Origin of the sequence: Streptomyces sp. 6N223 (assembly GCF_052246635.1) — a bacterium.
Classification (GTDB): domain Bacteria; phylum Actinomycetota; class Actinomycetes; order Streptomycetales; family Streptomycetaceae; genus Streptomyces.
In genome coordinates this window covers 44,234-69,007 of record NZ_JBQQCA010000029.1, presented here as the reverse complement: position 1 = coordinate 69,007, position 24,774 = coordinate 44,234, and the positions used below count along the sequence as shown (strand labels likewise).

Below are 24,774 nucleotides of genomic sequence, written 5' to 3'. Positions count from 1 at the left end.
GGGTCGGGCGTTCGCCTGAAAGGTGTCGGCGGTGTCTCGTAGCCTGGTTCGGCGTGGGATGTATCCACGGTCCCGGGGAGGAGAGGACCACGTGAGCGGCACCGGTGGCGTCGGGCGGGTTCCCTCGGACATGTTCCGGTTCACCACGGGGGACCGCGCGCCGCTGTACGGGGCGATCCTGCACGCGTTCGGGGAGGCGAACGAGCGGCTGGTGACCGCCCTGGGCCTGGACGAGGTGCGTGACCGGCTTCGCGGCGTCGGCTGGTTCGACGCGCTCACCGACGACGATCTGGTAGCCGCCCTCGGCCAGCTGCGGGACTGGCAGCTGCTCGACGTGGTGCAGAACCACGCGGGGAACTACCGCACCGCCGAGGAGTACGAACGGCGGAACCTGCAGTATTCCCTGACCCGCCGCGGCGAGGCCGCCTTCGCCGGGGTACAGCACGCGCTGGCTGTGCTGGCCTCCTCCGGCGCCCTGCAGACGGCGGTGCTCGACGCCATCGGCGACCGGCTCACCGCCCTCGCCGCCCTGCTGGCCGACCCCGGCTCCGCCGACCGGCAGGTGTTCACCACTCTCCAGGAACTGGAGAGCCACCTCGACGCCCTCCGCTCCAACACCAAACAGTTCAACGGCGAACTGCAGCGCCTGCTCCGCGCGGACGGCACCGACCTGGTCACCTTCCACGAGGTGAAGGCCGCGACCGTTGCCTACCTGCGGGAGTTCCTCACCAACCTCGACCAGCGGGCCCACGCCGTCGCCCGGGCCGTGGCCCGCGTCGAGGAACGGGGAGTGGAGAGTCTGCGGCGGCGGGCCCTGGTCGGGGCCGAGCTGCCGCCGCTGGCCGGCGGGGACCCGGCGCCCGCCTGGCTGGCCCAGCGAACGGCCCGCTGGGAGGGGCTGCGCGCCTGGTTCCTCCCGGCCGACGGCGCGCCCGCCCGGGTGGAGCAGCTCCACCACGTGGCGCGCCGCGCGATCGTCACCCTGCTGCGGGTCCTGGAGCGGATCACCGAGTCGCGTCGGCGCTCCTCCAGCACCGCGCAGGACTTCCGGGAGCTGGCCCGCTGGTTCGCCGCCGCGCCGAGCGAACGCGACGCCCACCGTCTGTGGGCGACGGCGTTCGGCCTGGCCCCGGCCCGCCACGCCCACCTCACCCACCCCGACCCCGAGCTGGTGCCCGCCTCCGACAGCTGGCGGGACGCACCGCCGGTGGCGGTATCGGCGCTGCTGCGCGCCAGCGGACGCACCGAGCGGTTCACCCGGACCGGACGGGTACGGGACGTCGCGGCGGTGAAGGCCGAGCGCGCCCGCCGGGCGGCAGCCGAACGCGCCGAACTCGAGGCGGCCTGGTGCATGCTCGACACCCGGACCCCGGTGCGGCTGTCCGCCTTCGGCACGCTCGACCACAGCGTCTTCGAGCGCCTGCTGGACCTGCTCGGGCGCGCCCTCGCCGCCCGAGCCGACGCCACCGGCCGCCGCCGGGCCGTCACGGGCGACGGCCGTGTCGAGGTGGTTCTCTCCGAGCCGGCTGACGGGGCACAGGCCGTGCTCCACACCCCGCGAGGCCGTTTCACCGGAACCGACTACGTGATCGAGATCCGCGCCGCCGGCGCGGCGGTGGTCCCGGCCGCCCAACGGGAGGCGGCCGGATGAGCAACCTCGCCAACCAACTCGTGGTCGCCGAACGGGAGGAGGTGGCGCGCGGCATCCGGCTGCTGCTGGGGCGCCCGCTGCTCACCGAGCGCGCGGATCCCGAGGCGTTCGCCCTCGTCGTCCGCCGCCGCCAGCCGTTGGGCCGTTGGTTCGATCACACCCTCGGCTGGACCCTCGCGGTCGAACCGCGCCTGGGGTACGCCTGCCTGCTCAAGGTTCGTTCGTACGCGGTCGGCGACCGTCCCGCCCGCCGGCCCCGTGCCGGCCGGGCACCACTCGACCGGCGCCGGTACGTCCTGTTCTGCGTGACCTGTGCCGAGCTGCTGGCGGTGCCGGTGACCACCGTCGGGCTCCTCGCCGACCGGGTGGTGCGGGCGATCGCCACCGACGAGGCGCTGCCCGCGTTCGACACCGCGCGGCGGGACGAGCGGATGGCCTTCGTCGATGTGCTGAAGCTCCTGGAGGGGTACGGGGCGCTCCGCACCCTCGACGGGTCGACCGAGTCGTTCACCGAGTCGGCCGGGGCGAAGGTGCTGTACCAGGTGGAGTCCGGGGTGATGATGCGGCTGCTGGCGACCCCGGTCAGCCCCTCCCGCGTCGTTTCGGACGAGGCGGACGCGTCGGACGGGTCGGTGGAGCGGGTCGGCGGCTCGGCGGATCTCGAGGAACGGCTGGGCCGGCTGACCCGCGAACGGCGGTATGGGGCGGCGGCAGAGGGCGGGACGGATGGCCCGGACCTGATGGTGTCCGCTACGCAACACAACCTGTGGCTGCGTCACTCGGTGCTGCGTCGCCTCTTCGACGACCCGGTGCTCTACCGGGAGGAGCTGACCGAGGCACAGCTCGGCTACCTCGCCTCCCCGACCGGCCGGCAGATCCTGCGGCGGGCCGCCGACCAGGCCGGGTTCGTCCTGGAGGAGCGTGCCGAGGGCTGGCTGCTCGTCGACCCGGACGGTCTCGCCACTGACGGCCGTTTCCCTGACGACGCCAGCCACGCCAAGGTCGCCGCGCTGCTGCTGCTCGACCGGCTCACCGGTGAGGCGAGCGACTCAGACGACGGTGACCCCGCCGAGGAACCCGTCGGCGCCACGACCGAGCAGCTCACGGCCGAGGTCGCCGCGCTTCTCGTTCGGTTTCCCGGGTGGGGCAGGGCGTACCGCTCCGAGGACGGCGCTGCCCGGCTCGCGGCGGACGCCCTGAGCGTGCTCTCCGGCTTCGGCCTGGTACGCCATGACGGTGGCCGTGTCACGGCCCGCCCGGCCGCCGCCCGTTACCGGGTCACCCACACCACCGCGGCCGACGGACGTCCGCACGGACAGCTCGTACGAAAGCCCGCACGAAGGAGGGCGTCCGGATGACCGTGACCCAGCTCCACGGGCGAGGCGTCACCGGCGACCGGCCCGCGAGCCCCACCCGCTGGCTGCCCTCCCGCGCAGGGGTGCTCAACGTGTGGCGCTACTACGACGAGGTGTTCACCTTCCACCAGGGCAGGCTGCTGCTCCGCGGGCCCAACGGCACCGGCAAGTCGAAGGCTCTTGAACTGCTGCTGCCGTTCCTCTTCGATGCCAGCCTGCGGCCCAACCGCCTGTCGACCTTCGGCGGCAGCGAACGCACCATGCACTGGAACCTCATGGGCGAGGGCGCCGGCGGCGTCACCCGGGTGGGGTATGTGTGGCTGGAGTTCACGGCGGTACGGTCCGCGGATCACTCCAGGGAAGAGGAGGACGGGGAGCAGGACTGGTTCACCATCGGCGCGCGGCTGCAAGCATCGAACCGCACCACTTCGGTGGGCGCGGACTACTTCACGCTGCGAGGACGCGTCGGCGTGCCCGGCGGCCTGCCGCTGGCGGACGAGGCGAAGCGGCCGCTCACCCGCGCCGCCCTCGCCGAGGCGCTGGCAGGGCGCGGCGAGGTCTACCCGGCCGCCGCCGACTACCGCGCGGCCGTCCGGCAGGCCCTCTTCCCCGGGCTGACCGAGCAGCGGTACGACGCGCTGATTACCGCCCTCCTCCAGCTGCGCACCCCGAAGCTCTCCGAGCGCCTCGACCCCTCCCTGCTCTCTACGCTGCTGTCGAAGGCGCTGCCGCCACTGGACCGGGGCGAGCTCGCGGAGCTGGCGGACGGCTTCGAACGCCTCGACCGGCAGCGTGAGGAACTGCGCCGCCTCGACGACCAGGTGGCGGCGGCCGACACCCTTGCCGCCCGCCAGCGGACGTACGCCCGACGGGTGCTGCGCGCGGACGCCACCGCGCTGATCGCCGCCCACCACCGACATGGACAACCGCACCCGCGCGGCACGCGAGACGGAGGAGGCGTACCAGAAGGCGACCGAGGAGAACGCCGCGACCGAGGAGCGGCTCGCCCAGACCGAGGCGACCGGTGAGGAACTGGCCGCGCGGATCAGGGCACTCACCGAGTCCGACGCCTACCGCGAAGGCCGCCAACTCGATGAGCTGCGCCGGCGGGTTGGCGACGCCCGGCGTGACGCGGAGGGCCGTCGTCGGGCGGCGGGTCGGGCGGTGGAGGAGGCGGCGGCGGACGAGCGGACAGCCGCGGAGGTCGCCGGCGAGGCCGAGAAGCGGCAGGGTGCGTCCGACGACGCCGAGGCGGCGGCGCGGCAGGCCGCGCGGCGGGCCGGCATGGCCGCGGTCTGCGACGAAGTCGCGGCGGCGCTGGCGGATGACGATGAGCCGCGCGCCCGTCACCTGGCGAACGGCGCGGTCCACGCCCGCAACGACAGCATCGCCCGGGTGCGTACCGCGTGGGAGGCCCATCGGACGGCGGAACGGGACCGCGCGTCGGCGGAGACGCTGCTGGAGGACGCCCGCGAGAAGCTCGCCGCCGCCACCGGCCAGAGAACTAGGCGCTCCGAGGAGTACGAGACGGCCGTCGCAGAGCAGGCGGAGCGGCTGCGAGTCTGGGCGCGTGGCTGCGTAGAACTCGTCCTCGGCGCCGCCGCCGTCGACGAACTCGCCGACCGGGCTCCCTACGAGTCCGAGGTCACCGCCCTCGTCGAGGCGGCCGTGCGGGTCGTGGACCGCGAGGTCACCGAGGCACGGACTCTCGCCGACCAGCGCCTCGCCGAGCTGACGGCCGAGCGTGCCCGCCTCACGAAGGAGCGGGACGAGCTGCGGAGGTCCAAGGACCTGCCCCCGGAGCCGCCCCGGACCCGCACCGCCGACCGCACCACGCTGCCCGGTGCCCCGCTGTGGCGGCTGGTTGCTTTCCGTGACCACGTACCGGCGGAGGAACAGGCCGCCGTCGAGGCAGCATTGGAGGCCGCCGGCCTCCTCGACGCCTGGGTCGGCCCGCACGGCGGCCTCCTCGCCCCGGGCCACGACACCTTCGCCGAACCCGACCCCCTGCCCCCCGCCCCCAGCGGCAGCCTTGCGGACGCCCTCCGCCCCGAGCCGGACGGACCGGTGCCGGTCGAGCGCGTCGCCCGCCTGCTGGCGGCCATCGCCTACGGCGAGACCCTGCCTCCCGCCCATCCGGCGGCCGTCGGCGCGGACGGCACCTGGCGGCTGGCCGCAACCACCGGCAGCTGGTCGAAACCGGAGTCCGCTCACATCGGCGCCCTCGCACGGGAACGCGCCCGCGAGCGCCGCATCGCCGAGCTCAAGGCCCTCGTCGACGGGGTCGACGCCTCAGTGCGCCAGTGCGAACAGCGGATCGCCGAGCTGGCCGCCCGCCGCGCCACTCTTGACCGGGAGCGCGGCTCGCTGCCCGACCACGAACCGGTCGCCGCGGCCCGCCGCGCCCTCGACCAGGCCGACGCCGAGGTGGGCGCACGCGACGACGCGGTCCGCGAGGCGATGAGGCGGCTCGATCGGCGCGAGGCCGAGGTCGTGACGGCCCGCCGACGACTGGACGCGGCGGCGGCCGAGCACGGCCTGCCCGCCGGCGGCGAGGCGCTGGCGCGGCTCGCCGCCGAGGTCGAGGGCTTCCGGGAGCGGACCGCGGACTGGCTGGCCGCCGCCCTGCGGCTCGCCGGTGCGCGCCGGGTGGCCGACGACGCGCGCCGTCGGGCCGTCAGCTCGCGCGAACGGGCCACGGCCGCCGACGAGGACGCCCGCCAGCGGGAGTCGACGGCCCGTTCGCTGGCCGCCTCCCTGGAGGAGACCGAGCGGGCCGTCGGCGCGGAGTACCGGGAGGTCCTCGACCGCATCGAGGCATACCGCGGCGACGAGCGGCATGCCCGGGAGGAGACGCGCCGGCTGGAGAAGGCCCTACGCGGGCTGGCGGACCGGATCGGTGAGCTGCGCGGCCGCCTCAACGCGGCGGCCCAGGAACGGGACACCGCCATCGCCGCCCGCGATGCCGCCGCCCACCGCCTCCACCGCCACGCCACCCTCGGCCTCGCGGCCGACGCCGGGGGCGAACCGCCGCGGAGCACCGGCGTCACCGCCGCACTGGAGACCGCCCGAGCCGTCGCCGCCGCGTGGCCGTCCGTGCCGCACGCCCCGAAGAACATCGCGGACGCGCTCGGCCGGCTCGACGAGACCCGCCACCAGGCCGAGCAGGCGCTCAGCGACCGAGCCGACCTGACCCTGGAGACGGTCGACGAAACCGACCACGTACGGATCCTGACCGCCACCGTGGACGGCGTCACGGTCGGCGCCACCCGGCTCCTCGCCCTTCTCGCGGAGGAGCGGGGCCGGAGCCGGGACGACATCACGACGGCGGAGCGCGAGCTGTTCGACCGCACCCTCACGGGCGACACCCGCCGTCACCTCGCGGCCCGCATCCGGCAGGCCAACGAGCTGGTGGACGGGATGAACGCTCGCCTGGAGCGGGTCCGCACGGCGTCGAACGTCGCCGTGCGCCTGGTGTGGCAGGTCGACCCGACCCTGCCTGCCGGCACGAGGTCCGCTCGCGACCTGCTGCTGAAGGACCCCGTGCGGATGACCGACGCCGACCGTGAGGCGTTGCACCGTTTCTTCCGCGACCGCGTGGAGGAGGCCAAACAGGAGCAGAGGGCGACCAGTTGGGAAGAGCAGCTCGCCCAGGTCCTCGACTACACCGCCTGGCACCAGTTCGTCGTCAAGCTGGACCGGGCGAACGGGCAGGGCTGGCAGCTGCTGACGAAGAAGCTGCACGGTGCCCTCTCCGGTGGTGAGAAGGCCATCGCCCTGCACCTGCCGCTGTTCGCCGCCGTGGCCGCGCACTACCAGTCGGTGCCGGAGGCACCGCGGCTCATCCTCCTCGACGAGGTCTTCGTCGGCGTCGACACCACCAACCGCGGCCAGGTCTTCGACCTGCTCAGTTCGCTCGACCTCGACCTGCTCCTCACGTCCGACCACGAGTGGTGCACCTACCGCGAGCTGCACGGCATCGCCATCCACCAGCTGATCACGGATGGTGACGACGACGCGGTCACCACCGCCCGCTTCGTGTGGGACGGCGCGGCGCTCGTCCCGGCCGACACCGACCAGGCAGACCCGACAACTCAGACGGCTCAGGTCACCGACGATTCGCCGGACACGCCTCCGTGACCCACCCCCACCACCACCCCCTCGACCGCCCGGAACTCCTCCCGCTGTGGCGCGCGGTGCACCAGCGGCTGTCCACCGGCCGCCCCGTCAGCCGGGTGCGAACCGAACCCCTCGACGAGGCCGGCCAGGAAGCCCTCGCCGATCTCCTCGGCCTGGACCACCTGCCGGGCCCTCGGCCCACCGTCTCCCTCGCCCGCCTCGACAGCGCCGTGCGCGACGCGTGCGACCAGGACACCCGCGCAGCGGTTACCGCGATCATCGGCACCGTGGGGGATCACGCCGCGGAGCGCGAGGCCGCGCGGGCCGAACGGGCCGCGCTGTGGCGGTGGGTACGCACCCACCCAGTCGTCACCGCCCAGCCCGCCCTTGCCGGCTGGGCAGACGAGCTGCCGCGCGCCGGCCTGGCCGGCGGTTCCGTGCCTGCCACCCGCGGCCTCCTCGACGACGCCCTGCGTACGCTCGCCGCGCTGCCAGCCGGGGGCGAACCTCTGCCGCACTTCGCCGCCAGCGTGCTGGGCGACCCGCACGCGCTCGACGACGCGCGGCGCCTCACGACCGTGGTGCTGCGCGCGCTCGCCGCGCTGTACGGCGTAGCCTTCCCGGAGTCGGCGGCGGAACGGCGTGCGCTGTGGGCCGGCGCGGGCGTCGCGGACGATGCCCTGTCGACGACGGTGCTGACCGCGGGCCTGCGCCCGGCCGGCACCGGCCCGGTCGCCACCTCCCTGACCGCGTACGCCGAGGCGGGCCACGCCACCCACCTCACCCTCGCCCACCTCCGCGATCCCGGCGGCCTGCGACTGCCCACCACTGAAGTCCACGTGACCGAGAACCCGAGCATCCTCGCCCTCGCCCTGCGCCGTTTCGGCCCCGCCTGCCCACCGCTGGTCTGCGTCGCCGGCTGGCCGAACAGCGCGGCCGTTCTCCTGCTGCGCCGCCTCGCCGAGGCGGGCGCTCCCTTGCTCTACCACGGCGACTTCGACGGTGAGGGCCTGCGTATCGCGGCCTACGTCCTGGCCAAGACCCCCGCCCGCCCCTGGCGCATGTCCACCGCCGACTACCTCCAGGCCCGCGCCCGTCACTCCGCCGGCCCCGACCCGGGCCGCGTCACCGACGCCCCCTGGGACCCCGACCTGGCCCCGGCCCTGCGGGCCCATGGCACGGCCGTCATGGAGGAGCACGTCGCCGACGCCCTCCTCGCCGATCTCGTTCCGCTGGTTTCCCAGGACACGGGGAACGCGGGCACAGCCGAGGGATGAGCCCCACCCCGTCGCGGCCCGGCCACCACCGAGGCACCGTTGCCGGGTATGAGGGAAGAACAACTTCACCTTCTTCACCTTCTCGGCCCAGACGACGAAGTCGCTGGAGCAGCGCGTTGACGTACGGCTGCGGCGCCGGCACCCCAGGCGGTCGAATCAACGGCCGACGAGTGGGCTGGAGACCGCGATGGCCAGCCCGTGCGCGGCGATGATGAGCCCGGCGGTGCCGCCGCGTTAGCGGACGCCGCCGCCAACGTCGGCCTGAAGGGGGCGGTAATTAGCGTCACCTGACCTTGGCCGGCCCTGTCTCGCGCCCCCGAATCCGCTGGCAGCCGCCGGCCGTTGATAGCCAGCGCGTCCGGCCGTTCTCGTCGATGATGGTGTGCGTGTCGAGACGCAAATCATGGGGGGTTGCGTGATGGTGGATCCCATAACGCTCGCGCTGGCAGCCGTTTTGGGCTCGATGGGCACCGAGGCGGGGCGCTCGTGGTGGCTGTCCCTCGGAGGGCTGGCCAGACGGATCGCTGGACGCGAGGTGAGCAGGCGGCGGACGTTGATCATTCTCGATCACGCCAGCGCCGCCGCGCAGGTCGAGCCCTTCTTCACCTCGGCTGGCGGGTCGTTCGTCATCGTCGTCGCCTCGCGTAGGCTCCCCGACTTGCACGTGCCGGCGCTCCAGATCGACCGGCTGAGCGTCAAGGACATGGAACTGCTGCTTGACCGTCTCCTGGGCGACCAGGCGGCCGTGCGAGCTCAGTTCCCTGCCCTTGCGGAGGACTGCGAGGGTCTGCCCCACCTGGCGCGCGGAAGCGTTGCCGAGCTGACGGAATGGCTCCAGCGAGGCGGCGGCGCGCCCGCTCCTGTCCGTTTCGATTCCGATGGGCAGCCCGTCCGAGCCTCGGTCGAGCGCTCCTACCGACGGCTCGCCCCGGACGCCGCGTGGCTGCTCCGAGCGCTCGCCGCAGGGCCGTGGCACGATGCGATCAGTATGGCGGCTCGGTAGAGACGCAGCCTCCCCTCGTAGGTTGCCGGGATACCCTCCTCACCCCGCCCCAGCTGCCGCAGGATGTGACGCAGCACCGTAGCCCGGTCGTCCTTGCTTCCCTCGGGGGCAAGATCCCGCACATCAACGTACGCCTGCCCGCCCGGATAGCGCTGTGCCACCTGCCGTGCCCAGTAAGCCACGACGGTGGTGCACCCAACCCCTTCCGGGCCGAAGACCTGCACAACGCGCGGCGTGCCCTTGGTGATGCGGCGTCGCGCCGCCCGATTCAGCTGGCTGACCAACGCAGCGAGTCGCTGGGCGGCCTCGACCTCATCGACATCCGCCACCTGCGGAAAGACGCTAGCGAATGACTTCGGGGACGCTGGTGCCAAGAATGATTCATTGCCCTACTGCACCGCGCCTTGCGACAGCGGGGTATGCCGGATCGCTCCTGACGGGGACGAGCGTGGCCACGCACAACGCGTGGACAACAGCGGTCGCAAACACCATAGAAGCCCAGCCAACAGGCGCAAGGAGCACGACATCCGAGGCCTGCTCGCTCTGCGGATCCTCACACGTCAGCGCCACAAGGAACGAGTGTCCGAGGGGAGAGTTCAAGTCCCCCTCGGACACCACCAGAAGACCCAGCTGCGCCGGGGTTTCTGTTGTGGGGACTCGGTCGTGACCAGCGGCGTGACCAGTCCGTAAACGAGACGGTTGAGCGATCGCCCCGCCGGGAACTGGATGCCTTCCGGCTCCGACTCCTGTCGAGAGGCAACGAGCCGAGAGGAGGAGGTGCGGATGCCCCAGCTCGCGGCGTCCGTGGCCCCATGGAGGCGGTGCGCGAGGTGGACCTCGACATCGCGGCAGGTGTGCCGGGGCAACGGGGCATTGCCGCTGGCCCCGAACTCCGGAGAGTGTCTGAGGGAATGGGCGTGCTGATGAGTCTGGCGGGTGGCGGCGTCCTGGGCGTCCCGAGCGAGGAAGCCAGCCGCTCGAACCCCCCGTGCCCGGGCGGCCCCGCTTGCGTCAAGAGGCCGGCGCTAGGCCACCCACACGGTGCCGCGCGCCTGGTACTCCAGCATGTCCTCCAGGCCGAGTGCGGCGTCGGCGCCCAGCTCGCGGCGTACCAGCCACAGGCCGAGTTCCAGTCCCGAGGTGATGCCGCCGGCGGTGACGAGGTCCCCGTCGTCGACCACGCGGGCGTTCTTCAGGATCCCGCCCTGCTCCTCCAGGTAGGCGGCGGCCCCGTGGTGGGTGGTGCACGGGCGCCCCTGGGTCAGCCCGGCCGCCGAGAGGACGATCGCTCCGGTGCACACCGAGGCGATCGTCAGCCCCGGGCGCGAGGCCTCGGCCAGCGCCCGGGGCAGCACGCCGGCCTCCATCTCGGCCCAGATGCCGGGGCCGTCGCGGTGGGTGTAGCCGCCGCCGGGGACGACGATGATGTCGGCCGCCTCCGGCTGCCATCGGTGGTCCACCCGGGTCAGGCTGCCGTAGTGGCCTTGCACCAGGCGGGGTCTGCCCGTGGTGACGTACCGGACCTCCACGGTGCGGCTGGTGAACCACTTGGCGCCGGAGAACACCTCGTAGGGCGCGACGAAGTCCAGCTCCTCTGCGCCGTCGAACACCACGATGTGCACCCGGAACGGCCCGTCGTCCGCCGCGGGCGCCTCGCCCGCCGTGCCGCTCGGCCCGTCGGCCTGCGCCGTCCCGGCCAGCGTCCCGGCCGCCACCGCTCCCACGCCCGCCGCCGTTGTCCGGCGAAGGAAGTCCCTGCGCTCCATCGTGTCTCCTCATCGCTGTCGACTCGGGATGGCGGCGTCAGCATGGCAAGGGCGCCGGGATCGCCGACAGCGGCGGCAGTGACCAGTTTCGGCAGGATCCGGACATGAACACGGTGGCTGTCCTCGCGCCCCGTGGCGCGGTCGGCTTCGATCTCGCGGCGGCCTGCCAGGCGTTCGCGATGGCCCGCCTCCCCGACGGCTCGCGCCCCTACGACATCCGGGTGTGCGGCGACGCCCCGGTCACCGCCACGGCCGCGGGCCTCGCCTGCTTCGAGCTGATCCCGACCGACCCGCTCCGGGCCGCCCTGAACGCCGACACGCTGATCGTGCCCGGGGTCGCCCACGACGCCCAGACCCGGGAGCGGAACGATGAGGTGATCGACCTGCTGCGCGCCGCCGCGGCGCGGGGCGCCCGTGTGGCCTCCATCTGCACCGGGGCGTTCCTGCTGGCGGAGGCGGGGCTGCTGGACGGCAGCACCTCCACCACACACTGGAAGGCGGCGGCGCGTCTGGCCCGCGACTACCCCGAGGTGCGGGTGGACCCCGCGGTGCTGTTCGTGGACAACGGCCAGGTCCTCACCTCGGCGGGGGTCGCCGCCGGGCTCGACCTGTGCCTGCACATCATCAGCCGCGACCACGGCGCGGCGGTCGCCGCCGAGGTGGCGCGCGGCCTGGTCGTCCCCCTGCGGCGCGACGGCGACATGGCGCAGTACCCGCGCCACCCAGGTCCCGCCGACGGCACCCGGCGGGATGCGCTGCCGTCCACGCTGGAGTGGCTCCACCGCAACCTCCACCGGCCGCTCACCCTCGCCGTCATCGCCCGCCAGGCCGGGATGAGCGTGCGCCACCTGCACCGCCGTTTCCGCGCGCAGACCGGCACCACGCCGCTGCGGTGGCTGCTGTGGGCGAGGACCGAACGCGCCCGCGAGCTGCTGGAGACCACCGACCTCCCGATCGACCATGTCGCGGAGCTCAGCGGCTTCGGCTCCGCGGCCTCGTTGCGCGCCCGCTTCCGCGAGCAGTTGGGCACGACTCCGGGGGCCTACCGCAGGACCTTCCGGGCCTCCCATCGGCTGGCGGGGAAGACCATGGTGCGCAGTGTGGGGGGCGAGAAGGCGACCCGGGAATTGTCGCGGACTCGACAAAAATCGTGACGCGGGATCCCACGGATGCGAGGATGAGGCCGCCATGACTGCCGGGTGGTGCTCTCGCACGGTACGGGCCGCGGTGTTCGCGGTCGTCTGCGTGCTGCTCACCGACCTGGGCCACACGATGATGTCCGACGTGCCGGTGCCCTGGTGGGCCCTGGCCGCCGGGGCCGCGGCGACCGGCGGTACGGCATGGTGCCTGGCCGCCCGGGAACGCGGACTGCTCGCGGTCACGTCCGTCGCGGTCGTCGCCCAGGCGGTGCTCCACTCTTTCTTCTCGCTGGCACAGGCGCTGGTACGCCCGGCGCTGCCCGGCGATGCCTCCGTGGCCCGGCAGTGGGCGTGGTACCTGCTGTCCGGCTCGCCGGGAACCGGCTCCCCGCACGGCTCCATGGGGCCGATGCACGACATGGCGGGTATGGGCGGGGCAGACGGATTGGACACCACCGGTCCCGCGGGCCACATCGCGCACATGGGACATGCCGTGGGCGGCATGTCCTCCTCCGGCGTGCTGGCCGCCCACCTGCTCGCCGCGCTGCTGTGCGGCCTGTGGCTCGCGCACGGCGAGCGCGCCGCCTTCCGCCTCCTACGAGTCCTGGCGGGATGGCTCGTCGCACCGCTGAGGCTGTCGCTCGCGCCGCCCGCGCCCCCTGCCCGGCCGCTCCTCCGCGCCCGCCGGACCCCTTCGGACCGTGCGCCGCGCAGGCTCCTCGTCCACGCCATCACTTCTCGGGGGCCGCCCGCCGGGGCCGCTGTCGTCTGACGGCAGCCGCTTGACTTCAGGCCGGCACCGCCGCGGTTGCCGACGGCACCTGGCCACCCCCCGCCCCGGGCAGCAGGCCGTGCGCCGTCGTGTGCGTGCGGCCGCACTCCCTCACCGGGCCCGCCACGGATCTCGTGCGGGTCCGGATGCCGGATTACCCGGATCAACCGGATTACCCCGAGAAGGACATCACGTGATGAGTTCCGCCCTTCCCGCCTCGCGCGCGGACGCGATGGAGGAGGCGATAACGGCCTGGGCGCTCGCCGCCGGAGACGGCGACCCCGAGGCCGTCGAGCACTTCATCCTTGCCCTCCACCACGACGTCCGCCGCTACGTCACCTACCTCGGCGTGGACCCGCAGGCCGCCGACGACCTGGCTCAGGAAACCTTTCTTCGGGCGCTGCGCAGCCTGCACCGCTTCGAAGGCCGCTCCTCCGCCCGCAGCTGGCTGCTGTCCATCGCCCGTCGCGCGGTCATCGACAGCCTCCGCCACGCCGCGGCTCGGCCCCGCCTGTCGCACACCGACGACTGGCAGCGCGCCGCCGAGCGCGCCCAGCCACGGGGCCTGCCCGGCTTCGAGGACGGCATCGCGCTCGGCGAGCTGCTGGCCGCACTGCCCGACGAGCGCCGCGAGGCGTTCGTCCTCACCCAGCTGCTGGGGCTGCCCTACGCGGAGGCGGCCCGCGTCAGCGCCTGCCCCGTCGGCACGGTCCGCTCACGCGTGGCCCGCGCCCGCGCCTTTCTGATCCAGTCGCTGCACGACGCCGAACGCCGGGCGCCGGCGGACGCCGCCGCCTGACAGACCGCCAGCCCCCTGACCGGGCCGCGATCACGACCCGGTCAGGGGCATCACCCGCGAGCGGCGACACGGAAAGTCCCTAGGGTGTGAGCCACGTCACATTCCCGTTTCAGGAACCTTCCCAGCCGCTGGGCCGACTGGTGAGTGTCACGGTTTCCCCGGCCGTGCGTCCCCCCACGACGCAGGAGCATCCCCATGCCCGCCGAGCCCTCCACAGCAACCCCACCCCCCGAAACCGAAGCCGGGCAACAGGCCCCGGCTCCCGCACCCGCGACCCCGTCACCGCTTCGCGCGCTGCGCCCCCTCGTGCTGCGGCTGCACTTCTACGCGGGCGCGTTCGTCGCCCCCTTCCTGCTGGTGGCGGCGGCGACCGGACTGCTCTACGCGGGCTCGTTCCAGGCCGAGAAGATCCTCTACGACCACGAGCTGCGAGTCCCCGCCGGCGCCACGGAACTCCCGATCAGCCAGCAGGTCGCCGCCGCCCGCGAGGCCCACCCCGACGGCACGGTCAGCGCCATCCGCCCGTCCCCCGAACCCAGCGCCACCACCCGGGTGCTGCTCTCCGGCGTGGCGGGCGTGGACGAGGACCACACGCTGGCCGTCTTCGTGAACCCCTACACCGGGGAGGTGCGCGGCGCCCTGGAACAGTACGGCTCGACCGGGGCCCTGCCCCTGCGCACCTGGATCGACGAGCTCCACCGCGACCTCCACCTGGGCGAAACCGGCCGCCTCTACAGCGAACTGGCCGCCAGCTGGCTGTGGGTGATCGCCGGCGGCGGGCTGGTGCTGTGGCTCAGCCGCCGCCGCGCCCAGCGCAAGCTGCGCGGCAGCAGCGGACGGCGGCGCTCCCTCGCCCTGCACGGCTCGGTGGGCATCTGGGCGGCGACCGGGCTGTTCTTCCTGTCCGCGACGGGCCTGACCTGGTCCACCTACGCCGGGGCGAACATCGGCGACCTGCGCGAGGCTCTTGGCCAGACCACCCCGACGGTCACCGCCTCGGTCCCCGGCGGCGGGCACGAGGGCCACGAGGGCCACGGCTCGTCCGCCGAGACGGGCACGGCCCCCGGGTCCGCCTCCCCTGTCAGCCTGGACGCCGTCCTGGCGACCGCCCGCGCCCAGGGCCTGTCGGACCCCGTGGAGGTCGTCCCGCCTGCCGACAACTCCTCGGCGTACGTCGTCCAGCAGGTCCAGAGCAGTTGGCCGACCCAGCAGGACGCCATCGCCGTCGACCCCGTCACCGGCGAGGTGACCGACATCCTGCGCTTCGCCGACTACCCGCTGCTGGCCAAGCTCACCGGCTGGGGCATCGACGCCCACACCGGCGTCCTGTTCGGCCTCGCCAACCAGATCGTGCTGGCCGCGCTCGCCCTGTCGCTGATCTTCCTCCTCCTGTGGGGCTACCGCATGTGGTGGCAACGCGGCCGCGGCTCCGCCTTCGGCCGCCCCATCCCGCGAGGCGCCTGGGCCCAGGTCCCGCCGTACGTCCTGGTGCCCTGCGCCGCGGCGATCGCGACGCTCGGCTACTTCGTCCCCCTGCTCGGCATCCCCCTCGCCGCCTTCCTCACCCTGGACATCCTCCTGGGGACCATCGCCCGCCGCCGACGCGCCAGGCACACCCCAACCTGAACACCCCACCAGGGGCATCCGCACCCCACCCACCGACACACACCAAGGAGCCATGGTCGAGAAGCGCTACACCGTCACCGGAATGAGCTGCGGGCACCGCGCGGCCAGCATCACCGAGCAGGTCTCCCAGGTGCCCGGCGTCACCCAGGTCGCCGTCGACCTCGCGGCAAGCACCGTCACCATCAGCGGCACCCACCCGAATGACCCCTCGGTACGGACCGCGATCGCCGAGGTCGGATACGGCCTCACCGACCCGACTGCCACCTGAGAACGGGCCCTTTGCGTCGGGGCACCGAGCATCCACAGCTCACGGAAAGTGACAACAGTTACGCCACCGCGAAGACAGCCTCACCGCTCATCGTGATTGACCCCTGATCGCTTGCATTTCGCCCGTCTCAGGACGGGATGATCACCGGGGTGCGGCGAGTCCGCCGCTGGGCGCTCTGCCGTCAGCACGAATGAATGAATCATCCGCCTCAACGCCACGCTGGCGACAGTGAGCACCTCCTTGTCGACTCCTGAAGCCCGCCTGCGCGATCGTGGCCAACGCGTGGCCAACAGCAGATGAGACCAGGCACAACGATCCACGTAGAGGGCAAGAGAACGTGAGCCTCCTGATCCGTTGTCATCAGAAGAAACCGCAGGTCAGGCGCCGGTCGCCCTGGTGTCGGGGTTGGCAGTTCAAGTCCCCCTCCGGACACCAGCCATTTCCCCACGGGATGCCCGTGGGGATTTTTCGTGCGCGTTGCCGCTGGGGGTGGCGGTGACCGTGACGGACGCGGCGCTGATGGCGCAGCGCAGCCGCAGGTCCCGCGCCAGCCGAGCGACTCCATCGCGCGACATCGCGTCACCCGGCGTGGATGGGCGGCGGCGAGACCAGCTCACCACAAGAACGGCACCAAGCCACGGCGCACGCCAGCGTCCCCGGACTGACAACGGACATCGGTTGTCAGTCGTCGCGTACGGTTGGGCGATGTTCCTCTGGCCGAATGGCACGTTCGGCGTGGGCAAGACCACCACGGCACAGGAAGTCGTCTCCCGCGTCCCCGACGCCAGGCTCTTCGACGCGGAGAAGGTCGGCGAGATGCTGGGGCACGTCCTGGGAGCGCCGGAGGGGGACTTCCAGAACCTCCCGCCGTGGCGTGGCCTGGTCGTGGAGACCGCCCGGCAGATCCTCGACCACGCCGGGGGGACACTCGTGATCGCCCAGACCGTGCTTCGGGAGCCGTACTGGCGGGAGATCCGACTCGGCCTGACGAAGGCCGGCATCCCCGTCCGCCACTTCGTGCTCCACGCCGACCACGACACCCTCGTCCATCGCATCGAGACCGACACCAAGCCGGACATCGTTCCGGGCAGCCCGTGGCGCCTCGGGCACCTCGCGGCCTACCAGCAGGCCCTCCAACGGCTACGGCAAGAAGCCACAGTGATCGACACGACTCACATCCCGCCAACTCGCGCAGCGGGTCACGTTCTCGATCACGCCAGGTGACCCCGTGAAGGCCGTCCCATCGGCTCGTAGATATAGATCAAGCGTGTCACAGGTGCGCCGCGACGCGGTGGAAGGTCCATCGCTGGTGGGAGCCGCCGGTGTCGCGGTACTGGATCAGCGCGACACCGTCGGCCGTACTGCCTCCGCCGACGTCGAGCACCTTGCCACTGTTGCGGTTGACCACGAGGAACACGCCACCGGTCTGCGGGCGCAACTGCCACTGCTGGCTCGCCCGGCCGTCGGCGGTCGCCTGCACGACCAGCGCGCCGCCCGCCGACGAAGACCCCGCCACGTCGAGCACCTTGCCGCTGCCGACGCAGGTGATGGTGTGGTAGCCGTCCCCGGTGGACTGGAAGGCCCAGCGCTGGTTAGGTCTGCCGGTGTCGGGCCACTGGATCACGGCGGCGCCGTCCGCGTTCGACGCACCGGAGACGTCGGCGACCTTGCCACTGCGCACGCTGACGCACGTGTGGGCCCTGGTGGGTGCGATGGTGTACTGCACCGAGTCCACGTCGACGTGGCCGGTGCCGTTCGGGCTGTAGGTGTAGATGCCGACCCGGTCACCGCGGTAACCGCCCCAGGTGAGCTGGCAGGTGTCACCGAACGCGGTGAACGTGTTTCCGTCGAGGCTGTAGGAGAAGCGGCTGACCCCGTTCACGTCCCACGAGGTTCGCAGCCACACGGCGTTCTGTGTGATCGCCGGACCGTAGGTCAGGCCGCCGCCGACGTTGTGCGCGATCGTGGTGGTCGTCCCGGAGCGCCGGACACCCAGCCCGGCGTAGGTCGCCGCGTAGTGGCACAGCCCGGCGTGCTGGCCGTCGCCGAGGCCGGCCAGTTCGAGGCGGACCGTCACCGTCGCGCCGCCCGCCGTGCGCAGCACCCGCTGGGTGAGCGTGTTCCCGGCCTTGGTCAGGTTGTCGGCCGCCAGCGGTGCGAACGCCTTCAACCACAGGTAGCCGGGGCGTTCGGTCAACGACCACCGGTCCGCGCGCGGCTGGTGGTGCCACTCCCACTGCGGCCTGAGGCGGGTGTCGGTGAACAAGTCGCCGGTCACCACGGGGGGCAGCGCGTCGACCGGCATACCGGGTGTGCCGCCGGCGGGCACCTGGCCCGTCCACACCATGGTGCCGATGCCGTCCGCGCCCACCGAGCCCAGGATCGGCCAGCCGTCCACCCAGGTCACCGGCAGCAGGGACAGCACGCGCCCCTCCCAGCCGCCGTGGCCGTGGTGGGTCACAAAGAACCAAGCGCCGTTGGGAGCCTGCACCAGCCCGCCCTGGTTGGGCTCGCGGTCCACCGAGGCGTTGACGTGCAGCAGCTGCCGGGTCTCGAACGGGCCGTAGAGGCTGGAGCCGCGGTTCATCATGAGCACCCGGCCCTCGGACTTCACCTCGCTGAAGAGGTGGTAGTAGATACCGTCGATCTTGTACAGCTTGTTGGCCTCGCTGCCCCGCGACTGGTGGATGACCGTGGACGGGCCCACCAGCGACTTCCCGTCCTCGGACAGCTTGAACAGGTGCACCGTGTAGGCGTCGGCGTAGTGCGTGGTGGCCAGGTAGCCCTGGCCGTCGTCGTCCCAGAACGGGCACACGTCGTTCCAGCCGGTGGTCCGCCACAGCGCGTGCAACGGCTCCCACGGCCCGGTCGGCGACGGAGCCGACGTCATGAAGAAGCCTTCGTCGGGCGTGTTGAAGTACACCCAGTACCGCCCCGCGTGGTGGCGGATGGCCCCGGCCCACACGCCACGGCCGTAGCGGTTCATCCGGTCCCAGTTCAGCTCTGGTCCGATGCGGGTGACATCGTCGACCGCGCCGCCGAGCGTCCGCCAGTTGACCAGGTCCTTCGAGTGCAGGACGGCCATGCCGGGCGAGTACCCGAACGTGCTGGTGATGCCGTAGTAGTCGGCGCCGACCCGGATGCAGTCCCAGTCGCTGAGGTCGGCCGGGATGATGGGGTTGACGTAGGTGCCGTCGCCCTGGTCGCCCCACGTGCCAGCCGGAGGGGTGGCTGCCGCCGCCGTGCCTGGTGGCAGCAGGCCCCGCAGCAGAAAGGACCCGGTGCCGACCGCGGCGACCCGGCCGAGCTGTCGTCTGGTGATGTCCACGATTCTGTCCTTGGTCAGGAGCCATCACGTGCATTGGCGGAACGGACCTTGCGAGTGACTGCCCAGGTGAGGGCCAGGAATCCGTTAGCGCTCCGTGAGCGCTAACGGATTCGTCGGTCGTGCGCACCTTCGAGTCGACCTACGCGTCGACGATGTCGCCGTAGAGCTCGACCTCGGAGAGGTTGCCGTTCCAGTTCGCGGCGTTGTAGATCCGCAGGTACCGGTAGTGGTCCTCGCCCGAGGGCGTCTGGTAGCTCCAGCCGTTCGCGACGGCCCCGGTGAGCGGTTCGGTGAGGTCGGTCCAGGTCTGGCCGTCGTTCGACCCCTGCACGACCGTGCCGTTGGCCCGCTGCGGGTGGCTGGCCCGCGGCAGGATCAGAACCAGCTCGGGCCGCATGGCCGCGTCCGCGCCGAAGTCGATGTCGTAGTACGCGCCCGGTCCGGTGTTCAGGTCGCCGTATGTGTCGGGGTCGCCGTCGAAGAGCAGGTAGCCGACCTCGTCGGCGCCCAGTCCGTCGCCCGGCCACTGCTTGTCGGAGGCGGTGACGGTGGCCAGCCCGGCAACGTCGATGAAGCGTGCGTGGTCCACGATGTAGAGCTTCGATCCGTCGGTGGTGCCGTAGAAGGTCGGTCCGGCCCTGCCGTCGGAGCCGGTGTAGTCGACCGTGAGGGTGACCGGGCCGGCCTCGACGTCGTCGAGGGCGACCGAAGCGTTCCAGTTGACGCCGTCGTCCGAAGTGGCCGCCGCCGATGTGCCCATCACGCCGACGGTGAGTGAGTCGAGCGGCTCCTCCGCGGTGACCGAGACGTCGACGGTGTCGCCCATCGCGATCCTGCCCGCGACGGCCTGGTCGGAGCTGATCGAGGTCGCCTCGATCAGGTTGCCGATCTCGTGGCGTTCGCCGTAGATGTGGAACTCGGTCATCTCGAACAGGCCCCGCACGATCCCGTAGAGGACGTCCGGCTGCGGTTCGAGCATCTGGACCTTGATGTATCGGAACTGGTCGTCCTGGAGGTCCTCGGCGACGTCCAGGGTGTTGAAGTCCTGGGTGAACTCCGTGACCCCCGGGGTGAGCCGGGTCCAGTTGGTGCCGTCGTTGGAGCCGAACACCGTCGAGTTGGCGAGGCGGTCGGCGAAGATGTTGCTCTGGAATCCGAACTTCGTGGCCGAGACTCTGAAGTCGGGGCCGAAGTCGAAGGTGTGCGACAAGTTGACGGCCTGGGGGTAGACGGTGCCGGTCTGTTCGTCGCCATCGACCATGCTTTCGATACGGTCCCCGGTGGTGGAGGAGGCGACGAGCCCCGGGTAGTCGAGGCTGCCGTCCAGATCGGTCCTCGGCGAGAGCAGGCGCAGTCCGTCGACGGCCGCGACGAGGTCGGCCAGCGCTGCCAGGTATTCGGCGTCGGAACCGTGCTTGCGCAGATCCTCGGCGGTGTCGTCGGCGTCGGTGTAGGCGGCCTCGGTCGCGGACTCGTACACGGCCTTGGGGTCGTGCCCGTCCTCGGCGAGCGCCAAGGCGCCCTTGCGGTCGTCGGCGGCGGCCAGGGTGAGCTGGCGGGCGGCGGCGTTGGTGCCGTCGTCGGCGGCGACGGTGACCGTCCAGGAGCCGGCCTCGGCCGGAGTCCATGTCAGGGTGCCGGAATCCGGGCCGAGTTCGGCGCCGTCGGGGAGCCCGGTCGCGGTGTAGGCCGTGCCCTCTGCAGCGGTCGCGGCGAGGTCGACGGTGACGTCGGCGCCGGCCCAGCCGACGATCCGGTCGGCCGCGTCCTCGGGGAAGACCGGCCCGGTGAGCTCGGCTTCGGCGTTGATGTTGATGTGGTCGAGGTCGACGGTGGCACCTTCGGTCTCGATGAACAGGATGTCGTCCATGGGTCCGTCGACCGTGACATAGCGCCATTCGCCGCCGGTGTCCGGCACGATCATGGGGTAGTCGCGTTCCAGGCTTTGGCCGTTTCTGGCGGTGCGCAGGTGGATCACGGCGTCGCCTTCGGTGCGCACGAGGAAGCCGAGCCGCGGGCGGCCGGCCTGGCCGCTGAGGTAGGCGATCTTCGCGCCGTCGGCCATGCGCACGTAGCCGTCGCCGGTCTCGACGTCCCCGGCCAGGTGCGTGTAGCGGTCCTCGACCTCGTAGATGTTGGGGTTGTCGCCCAGCGGCGGGGTCGACTCCCCGGCCGCCTCGGCGGGCGCGAACAGCCACGCGTCACCGCCGCCGTCACCGCCGTCCCAGTGGTTGCTCACCGTTCCGCCGCGGTGGTACAGCGGGCCGGGGCGTTTGGCGTAGGCCTCGGCGAAGTAGGGGGCCATCGCCTCGACGTCCTTGCCGAGCGTGAACTTGTAGTAGTAATAGATCTCCCAGAAGCTCGCGGTCGCGTATCGGCCGCGGTAGCCGTCGGCGATGTGGTTGTAGGTGTCGCGGATCGTGCCGTCCGGCGAGATCGCGTAGCCAACCGGCGTCCACTCGGTGTCGTAGCCGAGCATGAACTGCCAGAAGTAGTCGGCGGCATGCAGGATGCGGTCGTCCAGGAACTCGTACGGCCCCACCGCGTCCTCGGCGGTCGAGACCGTTCCGTCGACCGGGTCCACCTTGGTGTCCTGGGCGAGCAGCATGCGGGCCAGGACCGCGAAGTTCGTGAGATCGCCGCCGCCGTGCGCCTGATCGCGGCCCATCTCGACATGCTGCACGTGCGGGTCGTCGATCGGCTCGCCGGTCCTGTCATTCGTGTCGACCCAGCGGAGCAGCCGCGCGATGGAACCGTTGAAACCCTCGTCCTTGGCCGTCGAGTTCACGGTGAACCACTCGACCTTCTCCTCGTACAGGGCGGTGTCGTCCATGAAGATCGCCCCGGCCATGGAGCCCATCAGCGGGTAGTTGTGCTGATTCATGAAATGGTCCGGAGAGGACATGAACGTCTCGATGGACGGCACGATGAGGTTCTCGGTGAGGGCCTGGGTGTCGGCCTCGGTCCACGGGTAGGCCTCGTCCTCGCCGCAGCTGGTGTAGCGCAGCAGCTCGGCGGCGGAGACCATGCGGAAGAGCGGGACGCCGGTGTATATGTGCGAGTCAGTGGTGTACTCGTACTTGGCGGGGTCCATCTGCGCCCAGATGCGGAGGATGCCCAGGGCGTTCGCGCGGTGGACCTCCTTCCCGGTGAGCACGTACATGACCGCCTGCGTGTAGGCCTTCAGACCGTCGGAGACGAAACGCCCCTTCATGCTCGCGTTGAACGCGTCGGAGGCAGGCTTGGTCGGGTCGGACCCGGCATTGGACGAGCTCACGTTCTCGCCGGCCGCGGAGGACCGCTTCATGGCCTCGAACGAGGAGGTCCACGGCTCAGCGCCCGCGGCGATCTGCCGGCGCGCGTTCTCCAGGACCGGCTCGGTCAGGCCGACGCCGGGGTGGGCGAACCCCTGATCGCTGACGGTCGACTGGAACGTCACGTCGCACGTGCCGAGATCCTGCCCGTCGGCTGACCGGCCTGCCGCGAAGAGGAGTCCGGTGACGAGCAGGAGCACTGCGGCGAACGCACCGAAGCGTCGGCCGTGGCCGCCTGCGGCGGCAGCAGTCTGATCCACAGAAGGCACCTTCTTCGTTGAAGTGAAGGATGTGAGTACGTGTAGGGAGAACGTGATGCGGCAGCCGCGGTGCGGGCTTGAACTCCTTGAACGCCACCACCAGGCCGAGCTGCTTTGAGGCCGCGGACGTTCGTGAGGCGAACGAGGGCATGCGGGGATGAGGGGGCGGACGCCCGCCGGCGGGCGTCCGCGGTCACTTCAGGCTGCCGAGACTCACCCCCGTGCGCCAGAATCGCTGCATCGAGACCATCAGCACCACCATCGGGATGAGCGAGATGATCGAGCCGACCACGACCATGCCGGTCAGGTCGACGGACTGGTCGCTCTTCACCTTCAGCCAGGAGTAGAGGCCGAGCATGACGGTCCACTTCTCACTGCTGCGCAAGAAGACCAGGGGGCCGAAGAAGGAGTTCCACATCCCGACGAATCCGAGCAGGAAAATGGTGGCCGCACCCGTGGACATCAGCCGGGCGCCGATCTGGAAGAAGATGCGGTACTCGCCCGCGCCGTCGATGCGGGCCGCCTCCAGCAGCTCGTGCGGAATGGCTCCCTCGGCGTACACCTTGGCGAGGTAGACCGAGAAGGCGTTGAAGAAGCTGGGGACGATGATCGCGGTCGGCGTGTCGATGATGCGCAGGTCGGTGTAGAGCAGGAAGGACGGAATGGTGAGCAGCGCGCCGGGCACCAGAAAGGAACCGATGATGCAGCCCATCAGGAAACCGCGTCCCCGGAAGCTGTACATCGCCAGGCCGTATCCGCACGCGACGGATATCAGCGTCATGCCTGCCGTGCCGACGATGCCGTAGAACAGGGTGTTCCACATCCACGTCACGAAGATCCCGTCCTGGTAGGTGAAGAGATCCTCGAGGTTCTGCATGAGGTTGAACTCGGCGAACCACAGGCCGTTGGAGGTGTAGAGGTCCCGTTGCGACTTGGTCGCGGAGACGATCAGCCACCAGACGGGGGCCAGGGAGTAGAGGGTGAACAGGACCAGGCCCGTGATGATCAGGGCCCGGGTCCGCCGGGTGGTCCGGGCCCCGTCCGCCGCCGTCCCGCGCGCGGCGCGGCGGCGGACGGGGGTTTTCCGCCGCCGTCCGGTCGATGGTGTGGTCGGCCCCGGCGGGGTGGCCTTCGGGTGGGTGGCGGTGGTCATGCGGTGGGCGCCTTGTTCGTGAGCCGGTAGAAGAGGGCCGAGACGGTGCCCACCACCAGAGCCAGGATGATCGACAGGGCGGCGGCGTAGTTGAACTCGCCCTGCGCGAAGGCCCAGTCGTAGATGGCCATGATCGGTGTGAAGTCGCGGGTGACCGTCTCCGGGGTCATCGAGCGGAACAGCACGGGGTCGCTGAAGATCTGGAGCGTTCCGATGATGGCCAGCACCGTGGTGAGCACCAGCGTGCGGCGGACCATCGGAATCTTGATCGACCACGCGACGCGCCATTCCGACGCGCCGTCGACGTACGCGCTGTCGTAGATCTCGCGCGGCACCGACCGCAGCGAGGCGTAGATGATCAGCATGTTGAAGCCGATCGCGCCCCACGCCATGAGATTCCCGATCGAGACCCAGATCATCTCGCCGCTGTAGAAGTTGGCGTCGATGCCGACGGCGTCGAGCATCGGCGTGAGCGGGCCGACGTCCGGGCTGTAGACGTAGACCCAGATCAGCGTGGCGACGATGCCCGGAATCATGTACGGAATGAGCAGCGGCAGCCGGAAGATGTTCGCGGCGCGCTGCGTGGCGGAGTCGAGCAGCAGCGCCAGGAGCACGCTGAGGATCTGGATCGCGGGAATGCAGACCAGCGCGAACAGCGCCACCCGCAGCATCGACGCCCAGAACCGGCCGTCCTCGAATCCCTCGATGAAGTTGTCGAAGCCGACGAACTCCACCGTCTTCTCGCCGAAGCCGAGGCCCGAGCTCTGCTCCCGGTAGAGGCTCTCCCGCAGCGCCATCACCAGGGGAACGACGGTGAAGACGACGAATCCGAGGAAGAACGGCAGGGTGAACGACGCGCCCTTGAGCGCCACCAGCCGGTGCCAGCGCGGCAACCGGCTGGTGGGCGGCTTTCGCTGATCGACGGAAACGGCCACGGCTTGAGC

At 71.6% G+C, this 24,774-nt stretch carries 18 protein-coding genes; 13 read left to right on the top strand and 5 right to left on the bottom strand.

What is annotated here, in order from left to right:
• Positions 1-91 precede the first annotated feature (91 nt).
• From ACTWQH_RS19010 to ACTWQH_RS18980, 7 genes are all read left to right on the top strand, one after another.
• Positions 92-1,651, top strand: coding sequence for a TIGR02677 family protein (locus tag ACTWQH_RS19010; protein WP_443287816.1), 1,560 nt, complete (start codon positions 92-94; stop codon positions 1,649-1,651).
• Positions 1,648-3,009: a TIGR02678 family protein gene (locus ACTWQH_RS19005; protein ID WP_443287815.1), complete on the top strand. Its 1,362-nt coding sequence runs from the start codon at positions 1,648-1,650 to the stop codon at positions 3,007-3,009. The genes ACTWQH_RS19010 and ACTWQH_RS19005 overlap by 4 nt, the downstream gene beginning before the upstream one ends.
• Entirely contained in the window at positions 3,006-4,034 is a 1,029-nt protein-coding gene (locus ACTWQH_RS19000; protein WP_443287814.1) for a hypothetical protein, read from the top strand. Before ACTWQH_RS19005 ends, ACTWQH_RS19000 begins: the two co-directional genes overlap by 4 nt.
• Positions 3,925-7,146: a TIGR02680 family protein gene (locus ACTWQH_RS18995; protein ID WP_443287813.1), complete on the top strand. Its 3,222-nt coding sequence runs from the start codon at positions 3,925-3,927 to the stop codon at positions 7,144-7,146. Before ACTWQH_RS19000 ends, ACTWQH_RS18995 begins: the two co-directional genes overlap by 110 nt.
• Positions 7,143-8,402: a TIGR02679 family protein gene (locus ACTWQH_RS18990; protein ID WP_443287812.1), complete on the top strand. Its 1,260-nt coding sequence runs from the start codon at positions 7,143-7,145 to the stop codon at positions 8,400-8,402. Before ACTWQH_RS18995 ends, ACTWQH_RS18990 begins: the two co-directional genes overlap by 4 nt.
• Before the next feature lie 382 nt (positions 8,403-8,784).
• The gene (locus ACTWQH_RS18985; RefSeq protein WP_443287811.1) at positions 8,785-9,405 is read left to right on the top strand and encodes a hypothetical protein; all 621 of its coding nucleotides are present in this window, start codon (positions 8,785-8,787) and stop codon (positions 9,403-9,405) included.
• Between the two features lie 65 nt (positions 9,406-9,470).
• Positions 9,471-9,758: a hypothetical protein gene (locus ACTWQH_RS18980; protein ID WP_443287810.1), complete on the top strand. Its 288-nt coding sequence runs from the start codon at positions 9,471-9,473 to the stop codon at positions 9,756-9,758.
• Between the two features lie 672 nt (positions 9,759-10,430).
• Here the strand turns inward: ACTWQH_RS18980 and ACTWQH_RS18975 are convergent.
• Complete coding sequence (locus tag ACTWQH_RS18975) at positions 10,431-11,171, bottom strand: DJ-1/PfpI family protein (RefSeq protein ID WP_443287809.1); 741 nt, start codon at positions 11,169-11,171, stop codon at positions 10,431-10,433.
• A gap of 104 nt (positions 11,172-11,275) precedes the next feature.
• On the opposite strand from ACTWQH_RS18975, the gene ACTWQH_RS18970 reads away from it, so the two are divergent.
• The 6 genes from ACTWQH_RS18970 (at position 11,276) to ACTWQH_RS18945 (ending at position 16,999) form a co-directional block, all read left to right on the top strand.
• Entirely contained in the window at positions 11,276-12,325 is a 1,050-nt protein-coding gene (locus tag ACTWQH_RS18970) for a GlxA family transcriptional regulator (protein WP_443287808.1), read from the top strand.
• Between the two features lie 34 nt (positions 12,326-12,359).
• Positions 12,360-13,082, top strand: coding sequence for a hypothetical protein (locus tag ACTWQH_RS18965; RefSeq protein ID WP_443287807.1), 723 nt, complete (start codon positions 12,360-12,362; stop codon positions 13,080-13,082).
• Positions 13,083-13,278: 196 nt separating this feature from the next.
• Positions 13,279-13,881 carry a sigma-70 family RNA polymerase sigma factor gene (locus tag ACTWQH_RS18960; RefSeq protein WP_443287806.1) on the top strand — a complete coding sequence of 201 codons (603 nt, stop codon included), beginning with the start codon at positions 13,279-13,281 and terminating at the stop codon, positions 13,879-13,881.
• 195 nt (positions 13,882-14,076) lie between these two features.
• Positions 14,077-15,507: a PepSY-associated TM helix domain-containing protein gene (locus tag ACTWQH_RS18955; RefSeq protein ID WP_443287804.1), complete on the top strand. Its 1,431-nt coding sequence runs from the start codon at positions 14,077-14,079 to the stop codon at positions 15,505-15,507.
• A 52-nt stretch (positions 15,508-15,559) separates the two neighbouring features.
• Positions 15,560-15,775, top strand: coding sequence for a heavy-metal-associated domain-containing protein (locus ACTWQH_RS18950; RefSeq protein ID WP_443287802.1), 216 nt, complete (start codon positions 15,560-15,562; stop codon positions 15,773-15,775).
• 705 nt (positions 15,776-16,480) lie between these two features.
• Positions 16,481-16,999, top strand: coding sequence for an AAA family ATPase (locus ACTWQH_RS18945; protein ID WP_443287801.1), 519 nt, complete (start codon positions 16,481-16,483; stop codon positions 16,997-16,999).
• Between the two features lie 46 nt (positions 17,000-17,045).
• Here ACTWQH_RS18945 and ACTWQH_RS18940 read toward each other — a convergent pair whose 3' ends face one another.
• From ACTWQH_RS18940 to ACTWQH_RS18925, 4 genes are all read right to left on the bottom strand, one after another.
• A complete protein-coding gene (locus ACTWQH_RS18940) occupies positions 17,046-19,103 on the bottom strand; it encodes a family 43 glycosylhydrolase (RefSeq protein WP_443287800.1) in 2,058 nt (685 codons plus the stop codon).
• A gap of 139 nt (positions 19,104-19,242) precedes the next feature.
• Positions 19,243-22,677, bottom strand: a complete 3,435-nt coding sequence (locus ACTWQH_RS18935; protein WP_443287799.1) for a putative Ig domain-containing protein — start codon at positions 22,675-22,677, stop codon at positions 19,243-19,245.
• Positions 22,678-22,870: 193 nt separating this feature from the next.
• Positions 22,871-23,830: a carbohydrate ABC transporter permease gene (locus ACTWQH_RS18930; protein WP_443287798.1), complete on the bottom strand. Its 960-nt coding sequence runs from the start codon at positions 23,828-23,830 to the stop codon at positions 22,871-22,873.
• Complete coding sequence (locus tag ACTWQH_RS18925; protein ID WP_443287797.1) at positions 23,827-24,765, bottom strand: carbohydrate ABC transporter permease; 939 nt, start codon at positions 24,763-24,765, stop codon at positions 23,827-23,829. Before ACTWQH_RS18925 ends, ACTWQH_RS18930 begins: the two co-directional genes overlap by 4 nt.
• Positions 24,766-24,774: the final 9 nt, after the last annotated feature.